Below are 14,235 nucleotides of genomic sequence, written 5' to 3' on the forward strand. Positions count from 1 at the left end.
CCGCTCAGCTGATCTCGGGATTCGAGTAGCAGCAACCAGCAGCCAGAGCAGCAAACCCGCCGAGAGGTTCCCCCATGGCAGGCGAGACCGTCATCACGGTCATCGGCAATCTTGTCGACGACCCCGAGCTGCGCTTCACCCCGTCCGGTGCGGCGGTCGCGAAGTTCCGCGTCGCGTCCACTCCCCGCACCTTCGACCGCCAGACGAACGAGTGGAAGGACGGCGAGAGCCTCTTCCTGACCTGCTCGGTCTGGCGTCAGGCGGCGGAGAACGTCGCCGAGTCGCTCCAGCGAGGCATGCGCGTCATCGTGCAGGGCCGGCTGAAGCAGCGGTCCTATGAGGACCGTGAGGGCGTCAAGCGCACGGTCTACGAGCTGGACGTCGAGGAAGTCGGCCCCAGCCTGCGCAACGCCACGGCCAAGGTCACCAAGACCGCCGGTGGCGCTCGCAGTGGCCAGGGCGGTTACGGCGGCGGTGGCGGCCAGGGTGGCGGCGGCTGGGGCGGAGGCCCCGGTGGCGGCCAGCAGGGCGGCGGCGCTCCGGCCGACGACCCGTGGGCGACCGGCGCTCCCGCCGGTGGCAACCAGGGTGGCGGCGGCTGGGGCGGAGGCTCCGGCGGCGGTGGCGGCTACTCGGACGAGCCCCCCTTCTAGGCCTTCGGGCCGGGGGTGGGTCGTACCCCAACTTCTTGATCACACAGGAGATACACCATGGCGAAGCCGCCTGTGCGCAAGCCGAAGAAGAAGGTCTGCGCTTTCTGCAAGGACAAGGTCACGTACGTGGACTACAAGGACACGAACATGCTGCGGAAGTTCATTTCCGACCGCGGCAAGATCCGTGCCCGCCGCGTGACCGGCAACTGCACGCAGCACCAGCGTGACGTCGCCACGGCCGTCAAGAACAGCCGTGAGATGGCGCTGCTGCCCTACACGTCCACCGCGCGCTAAGGGAAGGGTGACCGACTCATGAAGATCATCCTCACCCACGAGGTCTCCGGCCTCGGTGCCGCGGGCGACGTCGTGGACGTCAAGGACGGTTACGCTCGCAACTACCTGATCCCGCGGAAGTTCGCTATCCGCTGGACCAAGGGTGGCGAGAAGGACGTCGAGCAGATCCGTCGTGCTCGCAAGATCCACGAGATCCAGACCATCGAGCAGGCCAACCAGGTCAAGGCCCAGCTCGAGGGCGTGAAGGTCCGCCTGGCCGTCCGCTCCGGCGACGCCGGTCGTCTCTTCGGTTCCGTCACCCCGGCCGACATCGCCTCCGCGATCAAGGCTTCCGGTGGCCCCGAGGTCGACAAGCGCCGCATCGAGCTGTCCGCTCCGATCAAGACCCTGGGCGCCCACGAGACGTCCGTGCGTCTGCACCCCGAGGTTGCCGCCAAGGTCAACATCGAGGTCATCGCGGCCTGATCGCTGCATGATCGCTGCGCTCGCTTGAGCAGGTGAAAGGGGCCGCATCCGTGAGGGTGCGGCCCCTTTCCCTATGGTTCGGAAGCGCCATCGCTGCGGGCACGGCGGCATGTTTCACGTGAAACGGTCAACGGGTCGCGCCCGTGACGATCCAGCGGCCGGAGCGAGTGCGCAGCCACAGGGTCAGCATGCGGACGGTCATCATCAGCGTCATCGCGACCCAGAGGGCGGTGAGACCACCGCCGAACATAGGGACGAGCAGAGCCACGGGTGCGAACACCGCCAGAGTGACGACCATCGCCCAGGCCAGGTACGGCCCGTCCCCCGCGCCCATCAGGACGCCGTCCAGGACAAAGACGATCCCGCAGATGGGCTGCGACAGCGCCACCATCAGCAAGGCGGGCAATGCCGCGTCTTTGACCACCGAGTCGCTGGTGAACAGCGGGAGGAAGAGCGGTCGGCCGGCCACCACGAGCAGGCCGAGTACGACACCGGTCGCGATGCCCCACTGGACCATGCGGCGGCAGGCCTCGCGCGCGCCCTGGGTGTCGGCTGCGCCGAGGTAGCGGCCGATGATCGCCTGTCCCGCGATCGCGATCGCGTCGAGAGCGAAAGCCAACAGACTCCACAGGGACAGAATGATCTGGTGGGCGGCGATGTCGGCGTCACCGAGACGTGCCGCGACTGCCGTGGCGATCATGAGGATCGCCCTCAGTGACAGTGTGCGGACCAGGAGGGGAACGCCTGCCTGAGCCGAGGCTCGGATTCCGGCAGTGTCTGGGCGGAGGGAAGCGCCGTGTCGACGAGCCCCGCGTACGACCACGGTCAGATAGACGGCCGCCATACCGCATTGTGCGATGACCGTGCCCCATGCCGAACCGGCGATGCCAAGGCCGGCGCCGTATACGAGTGCGCCATTGAGCGCGCCGTTGGCGATGAAGCCGGAGATGGCGACGTAGAGCGGGGTCCGGGTGTCCTGCAGGCCACGCAGCACTCCGGTCGCGGCGAGGACGATGAGCATGGCCGGGATACCCAGCGAGGAGATGCGCAGATACGTCGTGGCGTAGGGGGCCGCGGTCGTCGAGGCCCCGAAGAGCTCCACGATGCCAGGGGCCAGCGGAAGGACGACGGCGATGACGGCGGTGCCGAGCAGCAGGGCCAGCCAGACGCCGTCCATGCCCTGACGGATGGCCGCCTGGAGATCGCCGGCGCCGACGCGGCGGGCCACGGCCGCTGTGGTGGCGTAGGCGAGGAAGACGAAGACGCTCACGGCGGTGGTGAGGAGGGCCGAGGCGACGCCGAGGCCGGCGAGTTGTGCGGTGCCGAGATGGCCGACGATCGCACTGTCCGCCATCACGAAGAGCGGCTCGGCGATGAGGGCGCCGAAGGCGGGGACGGCCAGCGCGACGATCTCTCGGTCGTGCCGTCGGCGGGGGGCCTTCGGTACCGCGGGGGCCTGTGTCATGAGCACTAATCTAACCATCCACAGGTAAGAGATACAACTGACTTCTGACCCTTACTGGACGTCTCGGATCGTGTCCTTTCGCGCACCGTTCGAAGCGATCTTGATCCGACTGGGGAAGTTTTTCTTCTGCACAGCCGGTGGATGGTAAAGCTGCAGGTCACGGGCTTCTCCTCTGGGTGAGCGAGGGCTTGTTCACAGGGCTGTCCACCGGGTCGTGCACAGGTTTCGGCGAGTTCTCCACAGCATCGGGGCGGTCGTCCACATGCCCTGTGGATAACCAGATTGGCTGACGGTGCCGACAGGCCTACCGTGGTGCGGCGCCCACTCCTTTCCCCGGCCCGGGTCGTGTCTTTCCCACGGGCTTGGAACCGTCACAAACGCGACGCGTGAGTACCGGAGTTGGGCCTCTCATTTGTCAGTGTCGTGCCGTACAAAAGAGGCCACGGCGAGGTCCGCTGTGCGGACGGGAGGAGGTGGCTCGGTGAGCATTTCCGAGCCCTTGGACGAGCCGTGGGCCGACAGCGGACCCAGCGATCGTCTGCCCGCCTCCCGACGGCGAAGCGACGGTGGCCGGGGTCGTGACGAACAACACGACCGGGGCCGGGAGAGCGGCGGCTGGGACGGCGGAGGGTCGTCCTTCGAGCGGGTACCGCCGCAGGATCTGGACGCCGAGCAGTCGGTGCTGGGCGGCATGCTGCTGTCCAAGGACGCCATCGCCGACGTCGTCGAGATCCTCAAGGGCCACGACTTCTACAAGCCCGCGCACGAGACGATCTACCAGGCGATCCTGGACGTCTACGCCAAGGGCGAGCCGGCCGACCCGATCACCATCGCCGCGGAACTCACCAAGCGCGGCGAGATCAACAAGGTCGGCGGCGCTTCGTACTTGCACACGCTCGTCCAGACCGTGCCGACCGCGGCCAACGCCGAGTACTACGCCGAGATCGTTCATGAGCGGGCCGTACTGCGCCGCCTGGTCGAGGCCGGTACACGCATCACCCAGATGGGATATGCGGCCGACGACGACGTCGACGAGATCGTCAACCGCGCCCAGGCCGAGATCTACGCCGTCACCGAGCAGCGCACCAGCGAGGACTATCTGCCGCTCGGCGACATCATGGAAGGCGCCCTGGACGAGATCGAGGCGATCGGCTCGCGCAGCGGCGAGATGACGGGCGTGCCCACGGGCTTCACCGACTTCGACTCGCTGACGAACGGTCTGCACCCCGGCCAGATGATCGTCATCGCGGCCCGACCCGCCATGGGTAAGTCGACCCTCGCCCTGGACTTCGCACGGGCCGCCTCGATCAAGCACAACCTCCCCAGCGTCATCTTCTCGCTCGAGATGGGCCGTAACGAGATCGCGATGCGTCTGCTGTCCGCCGAGGCCCGGGTCGCCCTGCACCACATGCGGTCAGGCACGATGACCGACGAGGACTGGACCCGGCTCGCCCGCCGCATGCCGGACGTCTCGGCCGCACCGCTCTACATCGACGACTCCCCGAACCTGTCGATGATGGAGATCCGCGCCAAGTGCCGGCGGCTGAAGCAGCGCAACGACCTGAAGCTGGTCGTCATCGACTACCTCCAGCTGATGCAGTCCGGCGGCTCCAAGCGCGCCGAGAGCCGTCAGCAGGAGGTCTCGGACATGTCCCGTAACCTCAAGCTCCTCGCGAAGGAGCTGGAGATCCCGGTCATCGCGCTCTCGCAGCTCAACCGTGGTCCCGAGCAGCGCACCGACAAGAAGCCGATGGTCTCCGACCTGCGAGAGTCCGGCTCCATCGAGCAGGACGCCGACATGGTCATCCTGCTGCACCGTGAGGACGCCTACGAGAAGGAGTCCCCGCGCGCGGGCGAGGCCGACCTGATCGTGGCCAAGCACCGAAACGGACCGACGGCCACGATCACGGTCGCGTTCCAGGGCCACTACTCCCGCTTCGTGGACATGGCCCAGACCTGATCCCCCGTTGTTGTAGGGTCTCAGATTTCGTGGCCCAGTCTCAGCCGTGATGGCACCATAGGGCCCGTGACTCCCGGACGGGCGCTCAGCGCCTCGTCTCGTACCTGGTCAGGATCACGCCGCAGGGAAACGCCCGCGTCTCCACCAGGTTCAGGTTCACCCAGCTGTCCAGCGCGGTGAAGAACGGCGTGCCGCCGCCCACCAGGACCGGCGCGGCGGCCAGCACGTACTCGTCAATCAGCCCGGCTCGCATGGCCGCCCCGGCGAGCGTCGCGCCGCCGATGTCCATCGGGCCGCCGTCCTCGGCCTTGAGTCGGGTGATCTCGGCGACCGCGTCGCCGGTGACCAGGCGGGTGTTCCAGTCGACCTTGTCGACCGTCGAGGAGAACACCACCTTCGACATGTCCCGCCAGCGGCGCGCGAACTCGATTTCCGCCGGGGTGGCGTTGGGCTGCTGGTCGCCGGTCGGCCAGTAGGAGCTCATCGTCTGCCACAGCTTGCGCCCGTACAGCGACAGGTCGGTCGCCTCCAACTGGTCGGACCAAAACTGGAACAGCTCGTCGCTCGGCACGCTCCAGCCGATGTCGTCGCCGGGCGCGGCGATGTAGCCGTCCAGGGTCAGGTTCATGCCGTAGATCAATTTCCGCATGGCGCCAGCCTTACGTGAGTCGGTCTCACGCATACAGACCGGCGCGGCGCGGGAAACTCATCGGTGCGCAATCCGAGCTCGCATGTAGTCCTCGTGCTCGGTGGCTCAGCCGCAGACTCCGCACCGGGCGCCGGCGGATCTCCTGCGCGTTCAAGGGTTCCTGGGCCGTCCGGCCGGGCCCGCCGGTCGCCGTGGTTGCACGCATGTCATGACGACGGCCGTCCTGACGCTCTGGCTCACTCCGTTACGGGCAGGCACTCGGCTAGCAGGCCGACGATGTCGCGCCGGCATCGCTGTGCGTGCTGCGGGTGATAGCCGACGCCGGGGAGCACGGTCTGGTCGACCGGCGGGTGGTGGAAGGCGTGCAGGGCTCCGCCGTAGACCACGAGGCGCCAGTCGATGCCCGCGGCCTGCATCTCGGCGGCGAAGGCGTCTCGTTGTTCAGCGGGCATGATCGGGTCCTCCGATCCGACCCCTGCCCACACGGAGCAACGGATGCGCGCCGCCTCGCCCGGTCGGCCCGTGGTCAGGTCGTTGACCGTCCCGATCACGCGCAGGTTGACGCCGTCGCGCCCGAGTTCCAGCGCGATCGCACCCCCGGTGCCGTAGCCGATAGCGGCGATCCGGTCGGGGTCGGCCTGCGGTTCGGCGCGCAGCACGTCGAGTGCCGCGTGGCCGATTCCCCGCATCCGGTCGGGGTCGGCGAGCAGGGGGGTGACGCGCGCCGGCATCTCCTGTGGATCGGTGAACCAGCGCCCGCCGTGGAGGTCGAAGGCCAGCGCCACGTACCCCAGTTCGGCGAGGGCGTCGGCCCGGCGGCGCTGGAAGTCGTTCAGCCCGGCCCCTCGGGCCCCATCAGGACTGCGGGCCGGCGGTCGACACCGGCGGGGAGCGCGAGGTGCCCGATCATCGTCAGGCCGTCCGCCGGGTATGCGACCGTGCGCGTTGTGACCGTCGTCATGGGCCTGGACTGTAGTGATGGTCGAGTCCCGGGCGGGCCGGTCTTCACCGTCGGCAGAACAGCGCGGGTGTGGGCCCGTGTGGGCTTGTGGGTGGGCACTGTGGAAGGCTCTGGTTCTGGCGGAGCACATCGGCACCGACGCGGACCAGGCCGCCGGCCATCGCGGAAATGAATTCGACGCCCGCCGCAGCAGCCGGTGGACTGGGCTCATGACGACATCTCACGAAGCGCTGCTCCCCGGCACCCGGCGTGCCTTGCTGCACCGGATCGCCGTCGCGCAGGCCGAAGGGCGGGCGCCGTCGCTGGTCGCCGCCGTGGTACGGGACGGAGAGGCCGTGTGGCACGGGGCGCGCACCTCGGTCCAGGGGCACGCGCCGGACGAGGGCGTGCAGTATCGGATCGGGTCCATCACCAAGACCTTCACCGCCGTACTGGTGATGCGGCTGCGTGACGAGGGCCTGCTCGATCTCGAGGATCCGCTGGAGAAGCATCTGCCGGGTACCGGCGCGGGAGAGGCGACCATCGCCGAACTGCTCGCCCACACCGCGGGTTTGGCGGCCGAGTCCCCCGCGCCCTGGTGGGAACGGACCCCCGGCTCCCTGCGGCCCGAGCTGAGCGATGTGCTCGGTGAGCAGCCCCTGCTGCATCCCGTCGGTCGACGGCACCACTACTCCAACCCCGGCTACACGGTGCTCGGCGCGCTGGTGGAGGAGCTGCGTGGCGCCCCCTGGGAGGAGGTGCTGCGCGGCGAGATCCTCGAACCGCTCGGACTGCACCGTACGAGCGTGCAACCTGAGCCGCCGCACGCGGGGGGATGGGCCGTGCATCCGTGGGCCGATGCCCTGCTGCCCGAGCCGCTGGAGGATCTCGGCCGGATGGCACCGGCCGGACAACTGTGGTCGACCACGGGGGACCTGGCGCGGTTCGCCGCTTTTCTGGCCCGGGGGGACGACCGGGTACTCAGCGCGGAGTCGGTACGGGAGATGCGGACCCCGGCGGCACCCGCCGAGGCCGCGGACGTGGTGGACGGGAACAGCTATGGCCTGGGGATGCAGATTCAGCGCCGCGACGGCAGGCTGCTCGTCGGGCACTCCGGTTCGCTGCCGGGCTTTTTGGCGAACCTCACCATCAGTGTGGAGGACGATGTCGCCGCGGTGGTGCTCGCCAACTGCACCAGCGGGCCGCTGCTGGGTGCGCTGGGCGCCGACCTCGTACGGATCGTCGCGGAGGCGGAACCCCGGATCCCTGAGCCGTGGCGACCGTTGCGCGAGGTCGACCCGACGGTGCTGGAATTGGCGGGGCAGTGGTACTGGGGGACTCATGCCTTCGGTCTGCGGGTGAGCGCCGACGGGCTGATCGCGTTGGGGCCGCTGACCGGGGGCGGACGCCGTGCCCGCTTCCGCTCGAACGGCGACGGCACCTGGAGGGGCCTGGAGGGTTACTACGCCGGCGAGCTGCTACGGCCCGTACACCGCCCGGACGGGTCCGTAAGCCACCTCGACCTGGGGTCGTTCGTGTTCACGCGGCAGCCGTACGACACCCAGGCTCCCGTGCCTGGCGGAGTGGACCCGGAGGGGTGGCGAGGAATCCGCTAGTCCCCACATGCGAGGGCGGTGTGTTTCACGTGAAACGCACCGCCCCGTTCTCTTGCCCCGTGGTGCCGTCACAGCTTCAGCTTGAAGCCCTCGTGCGAGGCCGTGAAGCCCAGCCGCTCGTAGAAGCGGTGTGCATCGGTACGTGTCTTGTCGGACGTCAGCTGTACCATCCGGCAGTCGAGCTGCCGGGACGTGTCGATCGCCCACTCGATGAGCCGGCCGCCGAGCCCGCTGCCCCGCTCGTCGGCGTGGATGCGCACGGCCTCGATGAGCGCGCGGGTCGCCCCTCGATGGGAGAGTCCGGGAATGATCGTGAGCTGCAGGGTTCCGATCACGCGGCCTTCGCGCACGGCGACGACGAGATGCTGGTTCGCGTCGGCGTCAAGGCGGTCCAGGGCGACCCTGTACGGGGTCAGGTCGTGAGGCGACTCGCGCTGGGCGCCCAGCGGATCGTCGGCGAGCATCGCGACGATCGCCGGCAGGTCCTCGGCGGTTGCGTGCCGTATTTCAAGATCTCCCATGCCCGCACCCTATGCGGGCACGTTCAGTGACTCCACGACCCGGACCAGCGGGGCCAGCTCGGGGTTCCTGGAGGCCTCGTCCAGGGCATCGCGCAAGGCGGCGTCATTGGTCGGTCGTGCCTCTTCCAGCAGGCGCAAGCCGGCCTCGGTGACGTTGGTGTAGATACCGCGCCGGTCGGTGGGGCACAGGTAGCGCTCCAGCAGGCCGCGGTCCTCCAGACGGGTCACCAGGCGCGTGGTTGCGCTCTGGCTGAGGACGACCGCGTCGGCGACCTGCTTCATCTGCAGATGCCCGCCCTCGCCGTCGTGCTGTCGGCTGAGCACGTCGAGCAGGGAGTACTCCCGCACGCTCAGGTCGTGGTGGGCCTGCAGGGCGCGCTCGATGTGCGCCTCGATCTTTCCGTGCAGCGCAGAGAGGGCGCACCAACCCTGGGCGAGGGCGGTGAGCGCGGGGTCCGTCGCTGTCATGGGCGTCTTCCTCCGATCCGGAGCGGCTGAAACAAGAGTAGAGCACTGCCGCAATAGTCGGCGGTTGCACTTAGCCCGCGTCTGCAACTATTGTGAACGCACGAAACGCGCTCCTGCAATCGTCTGGGAAGGTGTACCCCCTCATGCCTCTCGCGCTTCTGGCCCTCGCGATCGGGGCCTTCGGAATCGGCACCACAGAGTTCGTGATCATGGGCTTGCTGCCCGAGGTCGCGGGCGATTTCGGGGTCTCCATCCCCACGGCGGGCCTGCTCGTGACCGGCTACGCGCTGGGTGTGGTCATCGGTGCCCCACTGATGACCGTGCTCGGCACGAAGATCTCACGCAAGCGGATGCTGATGCTGCTGATGGGACTCTTCATCGCCGGAAACCTGCTCTCCGCGGTGGCCCCGACCTTCGCGATCATGCTGATCGGACGAGTGATCGCCTCGCTCGCCCACGGAGCCTTCTTCGGCATCGGCTCGGTCGTCGCGGCCGAGCTGGTGGCACCCGACAAGAAGGCCGGTGCCATCGCCATGATGTTCACCGGTCTGACCGTCGCCAATGTCGTCGGCGTCCCGCTGGGCACGCTCATCGGGCAGAACGTCGGCTGGCGCGTCACCTTCGGCATCGTCGCCGCCCTCGGGGTCGTCGGTCTCGCCGGCATCGCCAAGCTGGTGCCCGAGATGCCGCGGCCGGAGGGTGTGCATCTGCGGCACGAGCTGGCCGCCTTCAAGAACGCCCAGGTTCTGCTCGCCATGGCGATGACCGTCCTCGGCTTCGGCGGTGTCTTCGCGGCCATCACCTACATCGCGCCGATGATGACCCACATCGCCGGTTTCGCCGACGGCTCGGTCACCTGGCTGCTGGTCCTGTTCGGCCTCGGCATGGTCGGCGGCAACCTCATCGGCGGGAAGTTCGCCGACCGTGCCCTGATGCCGATGCTGTACGTCTCCCTGGGTGCCCTGGCCGTCGTCCTGGCACTCTTCACACTGACCGCCCACAACAAGTTCGCGGCCGCCGTGACCATCGCCCTGATCGGCGCCCTGGGCTTCGCCACCGTTCCCCCGCTGCAGAAGCGCGTCCTCGATCAGGCGCACGGCGCTCCGACGCTCGCCTCGGCCGTGAACATCGGCGCCTTCAACCTGGGCAACGCCCTCTCCGCCTGGCTCGGCGGCATGGTGATCGCGGCCGGCTTCGGCTACACCGCCCCCAACTGGGTCGGTGCCGTCCTCGCCGCGGCCGCCCTGGTCCTCGCCGTCGTCTCGGCGGCCCTGGAACGCCGCGACGGCGCGCACGGTGCTGTGATCGCCTCCGGCACGCCCGCCGGCGAGCGGACGCCCGTCCACCACTGAGCCCGGCTCACCGATACCCGACAGATCCCCGCACCGGGCTGTGCCCCAGGTGCGGCAAGCATCCGCCTCAGCACCACCAAGGAGAACGCTCCATGAGCACCACCGTCGTCGCCCCGCTCACCATCGAGGACGCCGAGCTGCTGGTCACCACGGCCCGCCGTGCGGCCGAGGACGCCGGAGTCACCGTCAGCGTCACCGTCCTGGACGCCGGCGGCCACCTGCTCGCCTTCCGCCGGGACGACCGCGCCGTGCTGATCTCCGGTGAGACCAGCACCCGCAAGGCCTACACGGCCCTCCAGCTGAACGCACCCACCGCCGATCTGGTCGACGCCGTGCAGCCGGGCGGCCTCTTCCACACGCTGCCCACGGCCCTCGACCGGCCCCTGCTGTTCATCGCGGGCGGTGTCCCCGTCCACCGGGACGGCCGGCTGATCGGCGCGATCGGCGTCGGCGGCGGTGCGCCGGAGCAGGACCACGGCTTCGCCACCGTGGCCGTGCAGGCGCTCGCCTGATCACACGGCCCGGACGGACAACGCCGGCCCCACCGCTTCGAGTGGTGGGGCCGGCGTTCGTCGTGCGGGGGCTCAGCCCGCGGCCACCGTCAGTGGCGCGAACCGGCGCGTCCAGTCCCCCGGGAGATCGGTGATGCCGTAGGTCATCACGGCATTGAAAGCCACGGAGGCCAGTCCCCGTGTCTTCGCCCAGCGCAGCAGCTCCTCGTGGCGCACGTCGATGTCGGTGCGCAGCGGGCGGTTCGTGCCGACCGCCAGCGAGGCGATGAGGGCCTTGGCGGTCTCCGTGTCCCGGGCGATCAGCGGGCCGACGACGTGGGTGTCCATGTTGGGCCACGCCGCCGTGTAACCGATGATCCGGCCGCCCTCCTCGGCCACTCGCAGCTGGTCGGCGAAGGCGGGCAGACGGGTGATGAGGGGTGTGCGGTCGGCGCCGAACACCTCCTCGTCCAGACGCAGGATCGCGGGAAGGTCCTCTGCGGTCGCGGCCCGCGTCGGCACCCCGGACTCCGGACCACTGGGAGTGAACGTGCCGGTCAGCATCTCCGCCCGGCCCGTCACCTTGAAGCCCAGCTCCTCGTAGAGGGGACGGCCGTAAGGAGTGGCGTGCAGGGTCAGCGGGGTGGTTCCCATGGCCGCCACGACGTGCTGCATCAGACGGCGCCCGACGCCCTGGCGGGCATGGCGTTCGGCCACCAGAACCATGCCGATGGCGCCGAGTTCCAGCCGTTGCCACGAGCCGTACTCGGTGACGACGCACGCGGCGACGAGGCCACCCTGGGGGTCGTCGATGCCGAAGCCCTTTCCGGCGGTGAGGAGGAAGCCCCACTTGTGCTCTTCGCGTGGCCACCCCCGGTCCTCGGACAAGTCGGCGCATGCACGGAGATCGCGAAGCGTCAGACGGCGGATGGGCAGAGCGGCGAGGGAAGGAGTCGGCACGCAGGTCAGGCTGTCCGACCGGCACCCCTGGCGTCCACCCGTTTCGACAGAGACGTACGTGCTTTTGGCCATGTCGTAGCCCTGCGTACAACCAGGGAACGGCTGTGAGTGTTTCACGTGAAACATCGGCAGCCGATTAGCCTCAGGGTCATGGCGAGACTTCATCTGTTCGATCTCGACGGCACGTTGTTGCACGGCACCACGGCACCGGTGGAGATTTCCCGCCAGTTGGGACTGGAGGCGGAGACGGTGGCGCTGGACCGGGCGATTGCGGAGGGACGCATCGGGCCGCCGGAGTACGCGGCGCAGGTGTACGACCTGTGGGCGGCCCTTACCGAGGCGCATGTGGACGCCGCTTTCGAGGCGGCTCCCTGGCTGGCCCGGATCCGTGAGGTGTGGGCGGAGATCAGAAGCGCGGGCGAATACTGCGCGGTGGTGTCCCTCTCGCCTTCCTTCTTCGTGGAACGCCTGCTGGATTGGGGTGCTCACGCAGCCCATGGGTCCCGTTTCCCCGCCGTACCGTTCACCGCGCCCGTCGACCCGTCCGGGGTGCTCAGCGCCGCGGCCAAGGTGGCCATCGCGGACCGGCTCTGCGCGGAGTTCGGTGTAGCGCGGGCGGACTGCGTGGCGTACGGCGACTCGTCGTCGGACAAGGAGCTGTTTGCTGTCGTACCGGTTTCCGTGGCGGTGAATGCGGACGGCCACCTGGACGGGCTCGCGACTCATTCCTACAGGGGACAGGATCTGTGGAATGCCTATGAATTGGTCAGCGGCGCCCGGTAATTGACGGCCTTCACGGTTCGCTCCCTGCCTGATTCCTGACGGAGGCAGGGGGGACTTGTGTGCGTGGCAACGGCCGGTAGGGTCGACTCCGGTTCACGTCCGGAACGGGGTCCACGCATCCCGTGCGGGCCGAGAGCAGGGCAGCAGCCTAAAGGGACGGAGAGATCGAAGAACCCGTTTCCGAGGATGCCCGCGGCATCCGATCGGATGGGAAGCTGCGGAGCAAGCGCTACGGCTGGCCGCCCGCCGGGGGAAAGCAGGCACTTTCCGAGGAGAAGGTGCGCGACCGACCGAGAGACGTTCGAGGCGAGGGCACACCATGGACGCTCCGACCACCACGTCGGGGGAGAACGGCATGTCGGCTGGGGGCGGCTGGTTCACGCCGCGCACGACGTCTTCGATTCCGCCGCCGGACGGTGATCAGGAGCCGCACGAGGATCATCCCGATGTCGCGGTCGCGCAGCGTGTGCCCGTTCAGCGGTCGGCGTCCGCTGTCGAGGAAGGGTCCCCGGACGCGATCCTCGTCCGCCGCACGATGGCCGAGATCGGCCCTGTCGCCGACAAGGTCACCTCGTACTTCTACGCGCTCCTCTTCGTCCGCCACCCCGAGCTGCGATCGCTGTTCCCAGCCGCGATGGACGCTCAGCGGGATCGGCTGCTGAAGGCCCTGCTCATCGCGGCCGAGTACCTGGACAACACCGCCGTCCTCGTCGATCACCTGCAGGACCTGGGCCGCGGGCACCGCAAGTACGGGACCCGCGCTGAGCACTATCCGGCCGTAGGTGAATGTCTGATCGGTGCGTTGAGCAAGTACGCCGCCGTCTGGAACCCGGAGACCGAGGCGGCCTGGGTGCGGGCGTACACGACGATCTCCCAGGTCATGATCGACGCGGCGGCGGCGGACGAACTTCGGACCCCCGCCTGGTGGCAGGCCGAGATCGTCACGCACGACCTGAGGACCGCCGATGTCGCGGTCCTCACGGTCCGCCCCGACCAGCCCTATCCCTTCCTCGCAGGCCAGTACACGAGCGTCGAGACGCCCTGGTGGCCACGGGTGTGGCGGCACTACTCCTTCGCCTCCGCACCTCGCTCGGACGGTCTGCTGACGTTCCATGTGAAGGCCGTCCCGGCCGGCTGGGTCTCCACCGCGCTGGTGCACCGCGCTCGCCCCGGAGACGTCATACGGCTCGGTCCTCCGGCCGGCTCGATGACCGTCGACCACACCACCGCCGGCGGTCTGCTCTGCCTGGGCGGCGGCACCGGCATTGCGCCTATCAAGGCTCTGGTCGAGGACGTTGCAGATCACGGCGCACGCCGATCGGTCGAGGTGTTCTACGGCGCGCGCAGCGACCACGACCTGTACGACATCGACACCCTGCTCAGACTCCAGCAGAGCCACCCCTGGCTGTCGGTCCGGGCCGTCATAGACCAGCAAGCCCATTTCCAGCTTCCCGACGCCGTACGCCAGTACGGCCCCTGGAACGAGTACGAGGCCTATCTCTCCGGGCCGCCCGGCATGATCCGCAGCGGAGTCGACGTGCTCCGGAACATCGGCATCCCGCCCAGCCGCATACGGCACGACTCGGTGGAGGAACTGCTCGTCGTCGGAGACTGACCG

The 14,235-nt window shown here is 68.8% G+C and carries 14 protein-coding genes and 1 pseudogene; 9 read left to right on the forward strand and 6 right to left on the reverse strand.

The features are described from left to right. The first annotated feature begins 74 nt into the window (after nucleotides 1-74). Genes ACGFRF_RS15405 through rplI form a run of 3 tightly spaced genes read left to right on the forward strand, consistent with a single transcriptional unit; the run spans nucleotide 75 to nucleotide 1,412 of the window. Nucleotides 75-653, forward strand: coding sequence for a single-stranded DNA-binding protein (locus ACGFRF_RS15405; protein ID WP_393739973.1), 579 nt, complete (start codon nucleotides 75-77; stop codon nucleotides 651-653). A gap of 57 nt (nucleotides 654-710) precedes the next feature. Continuing rightward, on the forward strand, nucleotides 711-947 hold the full coding sequence (gene rpsR, locus ACGFRF_RS15410; protein WP_003949403.1) for a 30S ribosomal protein S18: 237 nt from the start codon (nucleotides 711-713) through the stop codon (nucleotides 945-947). A gap of 18 nt (nucleotides 948-965) precedes the next feature. Next, nucleotides 966-1,412, forward strand: a complete 447-nt coding sequence (gene rplI, locus ACGFRF_RS15415; RefSeq protein WP_393739975.1) for a 50S ribosomal protein L9 — start codon at nucleotides 966-968, stop codon at nucleotides 1,410-1,412. 127 nt (nucleotides 1,413-1,539) lie between these two features. Here the strand turns inward: rplI and ACGFRF_RS15420 are convergent, their stop codons facing one another. Continuing rightward, the gene (locus ACGFRF_RS15420) at nucleotides 1,540-2,877 is read right to left on the reverse strand and encodes an MATE family efflux transporter (RefSeq protein ID WP_393739976.1); all 1,338 of its coding nucleotides are present in this window, start codon (nucleotides 2,875-2,877) and stop codon (nucleotides 1,540-1,542) included. A gap of 481 nt (nucleotides 2,878-3,358) precedes the next feature. On the opposite strand from ACGFRF_RS15420, the gene dnaB reads away from it, so the two are divergent. Continuing rightward, the gene (gene dnaB / locus ACGFRF_RS15425; RefSeq protein WP_393739978.1) at nucleotides 3,359-4,837 is read left to right on the forward strand and encodes a replicative DNA helicase; all 1,479 of its coding nucleotides are present in this window, start codon (nucleotides 3,359-3,361) and stop codon (nucleotides 4,835-4,837) included. Nucleotides 4,838-4,922: 85 nt separating this feature from the next. On the opposite strand, the gene ACGFRF_RS15430 is transcribed toward dnaB, so the two are convergent. Both ACGFRF_RS15430 and ACGFRF_RS15435 read right to left on the reverse strand, forming a co-directional pair. Then, nucleotides 4,923-5,486, reverse strand: coding sequence for a dihydrofolate reductase family protein (locus tag ACGFRF_RS15430; protein WP_393739980.1), 564 nt, complete (start codon nucleotides 5,484-5,486; stop codon nucleotides 4,923-4,925). A 236-nt stretch (nucleotides 5,487-5,722) separates the two neighbouring features. Then, nucleotides 5,723-6,447 (reverse strand): annotated as a pseudogene (locus tag ACGFRF_RS15435) (dienelactone hydrolase family protein). A 209-nt stretch (nucleotides 6,448-6,656) separates the two neighbouring features. On the opposite strand from ACGFRF_RS15435, the gene ACGFRF_RS15440 reads away from it, so the two are divergent. Then, nucleotides 6,657-8,042: a serine hydrolase domain-containing protein gene (locus ACGFRF_RS15440; RefSeq protein ID WP_393739982.1), complete on the forward strand. Its 1,386-nt coding sequence runs from the start codon at nucleotides 6,657-6,659 to the stop codon at nucleotides 8,040-8,042. A gap of 68 nt (nucleotides 8,043-8,110) precedes the next feature. Here the strand turns inward: ACGFRF_RS15440 and ACGFRF_RS15445 are convergent, their stop codons facing one another. Together ACGFRF_RS15445 and ACGFRF_RS15450 are read right to left on the reverse strand one after the other, a co-directional pair. Continuing rightward, complete coding sequence (locus ACGFRF_RS15445) at nucleotides 8,111-8,563, reverse strand: GNAT family N-acetyltransferase (RefSeq protein ID WP_393739983.1); 453 nt, start codon at nucleotides 8,561-8,563, stop codon at nucleotides 8,111-8,113. A gap of 9 nt (nucleotides 8,564-8,572) precedes the next feature. Continuing rightward, nucleotides 8,573-9,031, reverse strand: a complete 459-nt coding sequence (locus tag ACGFRF_RS15450; RefSeq protein ID WP_393739985.1) for a MarR family winged helix-turn-helix transcriptional regulator — start codon at nucleotides 9,029-9,031, stop codon at nucleotides 8,573-8,575. 143 nt (nucleotides 9,032-9,174) lie between these two features. Between ACGFRF_RS15450 and ACGFRF_RS15455 the strand changes: the two genes are divergently transcribed. Together ACGFRF_RS15455 and ACGFRF_RS15460 are read left to right on the forward strand one after the other, a co-directional pair. Further along, nucleotides 9,175-10,383: an MFS transporter gene (locus ACGFRF_RS15455; protein WP_393739987.1), complete on the forward strand. Its 1,209-nt coding sequence runs from the start codon at nucleotides 9,175-9,177 to the stop codon at nucleotides 10,381-10,383. Between the two features lie 92 nt (nucleotides 10,384-10,475). Further along, nucleotides 10,476-10,895, forward strand: coding sequence for a heme-binding protein (locus tag ACGFRF_RS15460; RefSeq protein ID WP_393739989.1), 420 nt, complete (start codon nucleotides 10,476-10,478; stop codon nucleotides 10,893-10,895). A gap of 72 nt (nucleotides 10,896-10,967) precedes the next feature. On the opposite strand, the gene ACGFRF_RS15465 is transcribed toward ACGFRF_RS15460, so the two are convergent. Further along, nucleotides 10,968-11,834, reverse strand: coding sequence for a GNAT family N-acetyltransferase (locus ACGFRF_RS15465; RefSeq protein WP_393739991.1), 867 nt, complete (start codon nucleotides 11,832-11,834; stop codon nucleotides 10,968-10,970). Nucleotides 11,835-11,984: 150 nt separating this feature from the next. Between ACGFRF_RS15465 and ACGFRF_RS15470 the strand changes: the two genes are divergently transcribed. Together ACGFRF_RS15470 and ACGFRF_RS15475 are read left to right on the forward strand one after the other, a co-directional pair. Continuing rightward, on the forward strand, nucleotides 11,985-12,617 hold the full coding sequence (locus tag ACGFRF_RS15470) for an HAD family hydrolase (protein WP_393739993.1): 633 nt from the start codon (nucleotides 11,985-11,987) through the stop codon (nucleotides 12,615-12,617). A 319-nt stretch (nucleotides 12,618-12,936) separates the two neighbouring features. Further along, on the forward strand, nucleotides 12,937-14,232 hold the full coding sequence (locus ACGFRF_RS15475) for a globin domain-containing protein (RefSeq protein ID WP_393739995.1): 1,296 nt from the start codon (nucleotides 12,937-12,939) through the stop codon (nucleotides 14,230-14,232). Nucleotides 14,233-14,235: the final 3 nt, after the last annotated feature.

Source organism: Streptomyces sp. NPDC048521, from assembly GCF_043199855.1.
Taxonomy (GTDB): domain Bacteria; phylum Actinomycetota; class Actinomycetes; order Streptomycetales; family Streptomycetaceae; genus Streptomyces.

Coding starts and splice junctions, on each gene's coding strand:
- ACGFRF_RS15405 (WP_393739973.1), top strand. CDS start 75: ATGGCAGGCGAGACCGTCATCACGGTCATCGGCAATCTTGTCGACGAC.
- rpsR (WP_003949403.1), top strand. CDS start 711: ATGGCGAAGCCGCCTGTGCGCAAGCCGAAGAAGAAGGTCTGCGCTTTC.
- rplI (WP_393739975.1), top strand. CDS start 966: ATGAAGATCATCCTCACCCACGAGGTCTCCGGCCTCGGTGCCGCGGGC.
- ACGFRF_RS15420 (WP_393739976.1), bottom strand. CDS start 2,877: ATGACACAGGCCCCCGCGGTACCGAAGGCCCCCCGCCGACGGCACGAC.
- ACGFRF_RS15430 (WP_393739980.1), bottom strand. CDS start 5,486: ATGCGGAAATTGATCTACGGCATGAACCTGACCCTGGACGGCTACATC.
- ACGFRF_RS15440 (WP_393739982.1), top strand. CDS start 6,657: ATGACGACATCTCACGAAGCGCTGCTCCCCGGCACCCGGCGTGCCTTG.
- ACGFRF_RS15445 (WP_393739983.1), bottom strand. CDS start 8,563: ATGGGAGATCTTGAAATACGGCACGCAACCGCCGAGGACCTGCCGGCG.
- ACGFRF_RS15450 (WP_393739985.1), bottom strand. CDS start 9,031: ATGACAGCGACGGACCCCGCGCTCACCGCCCTCGCCCAGGGTTGGTGC.
- ACGFRF_RS15455 (WP_393739987.1), top strand. CDS start 9,175: ATGCCTCTCGCGCTTCTGGCCCTCGCGATCGGGGCCTTCGGAATCGGC.
- ACGFRF_RS15460 (WP_393739989.1), top strand. CDS start 10,476: ATGAGCACCACCGTCGTCGCCCCGCTCACCATCGAGGACGCCGAGCTG.
- ACGFRF_RS15470 (WP_393739993.1), top strand. CDS start 11,985: ATGGCGAGACTTCATCTGTTCGATCTCGACGGCACGTTGTTGCACGGC.
- ACGFRF_RS15475 (WP_393739995.1), top strand. CDS start 12,937: ATGGACGCTCCGACCACCACGTCGGGGGAGAACGGCATGTCGGCTGGG.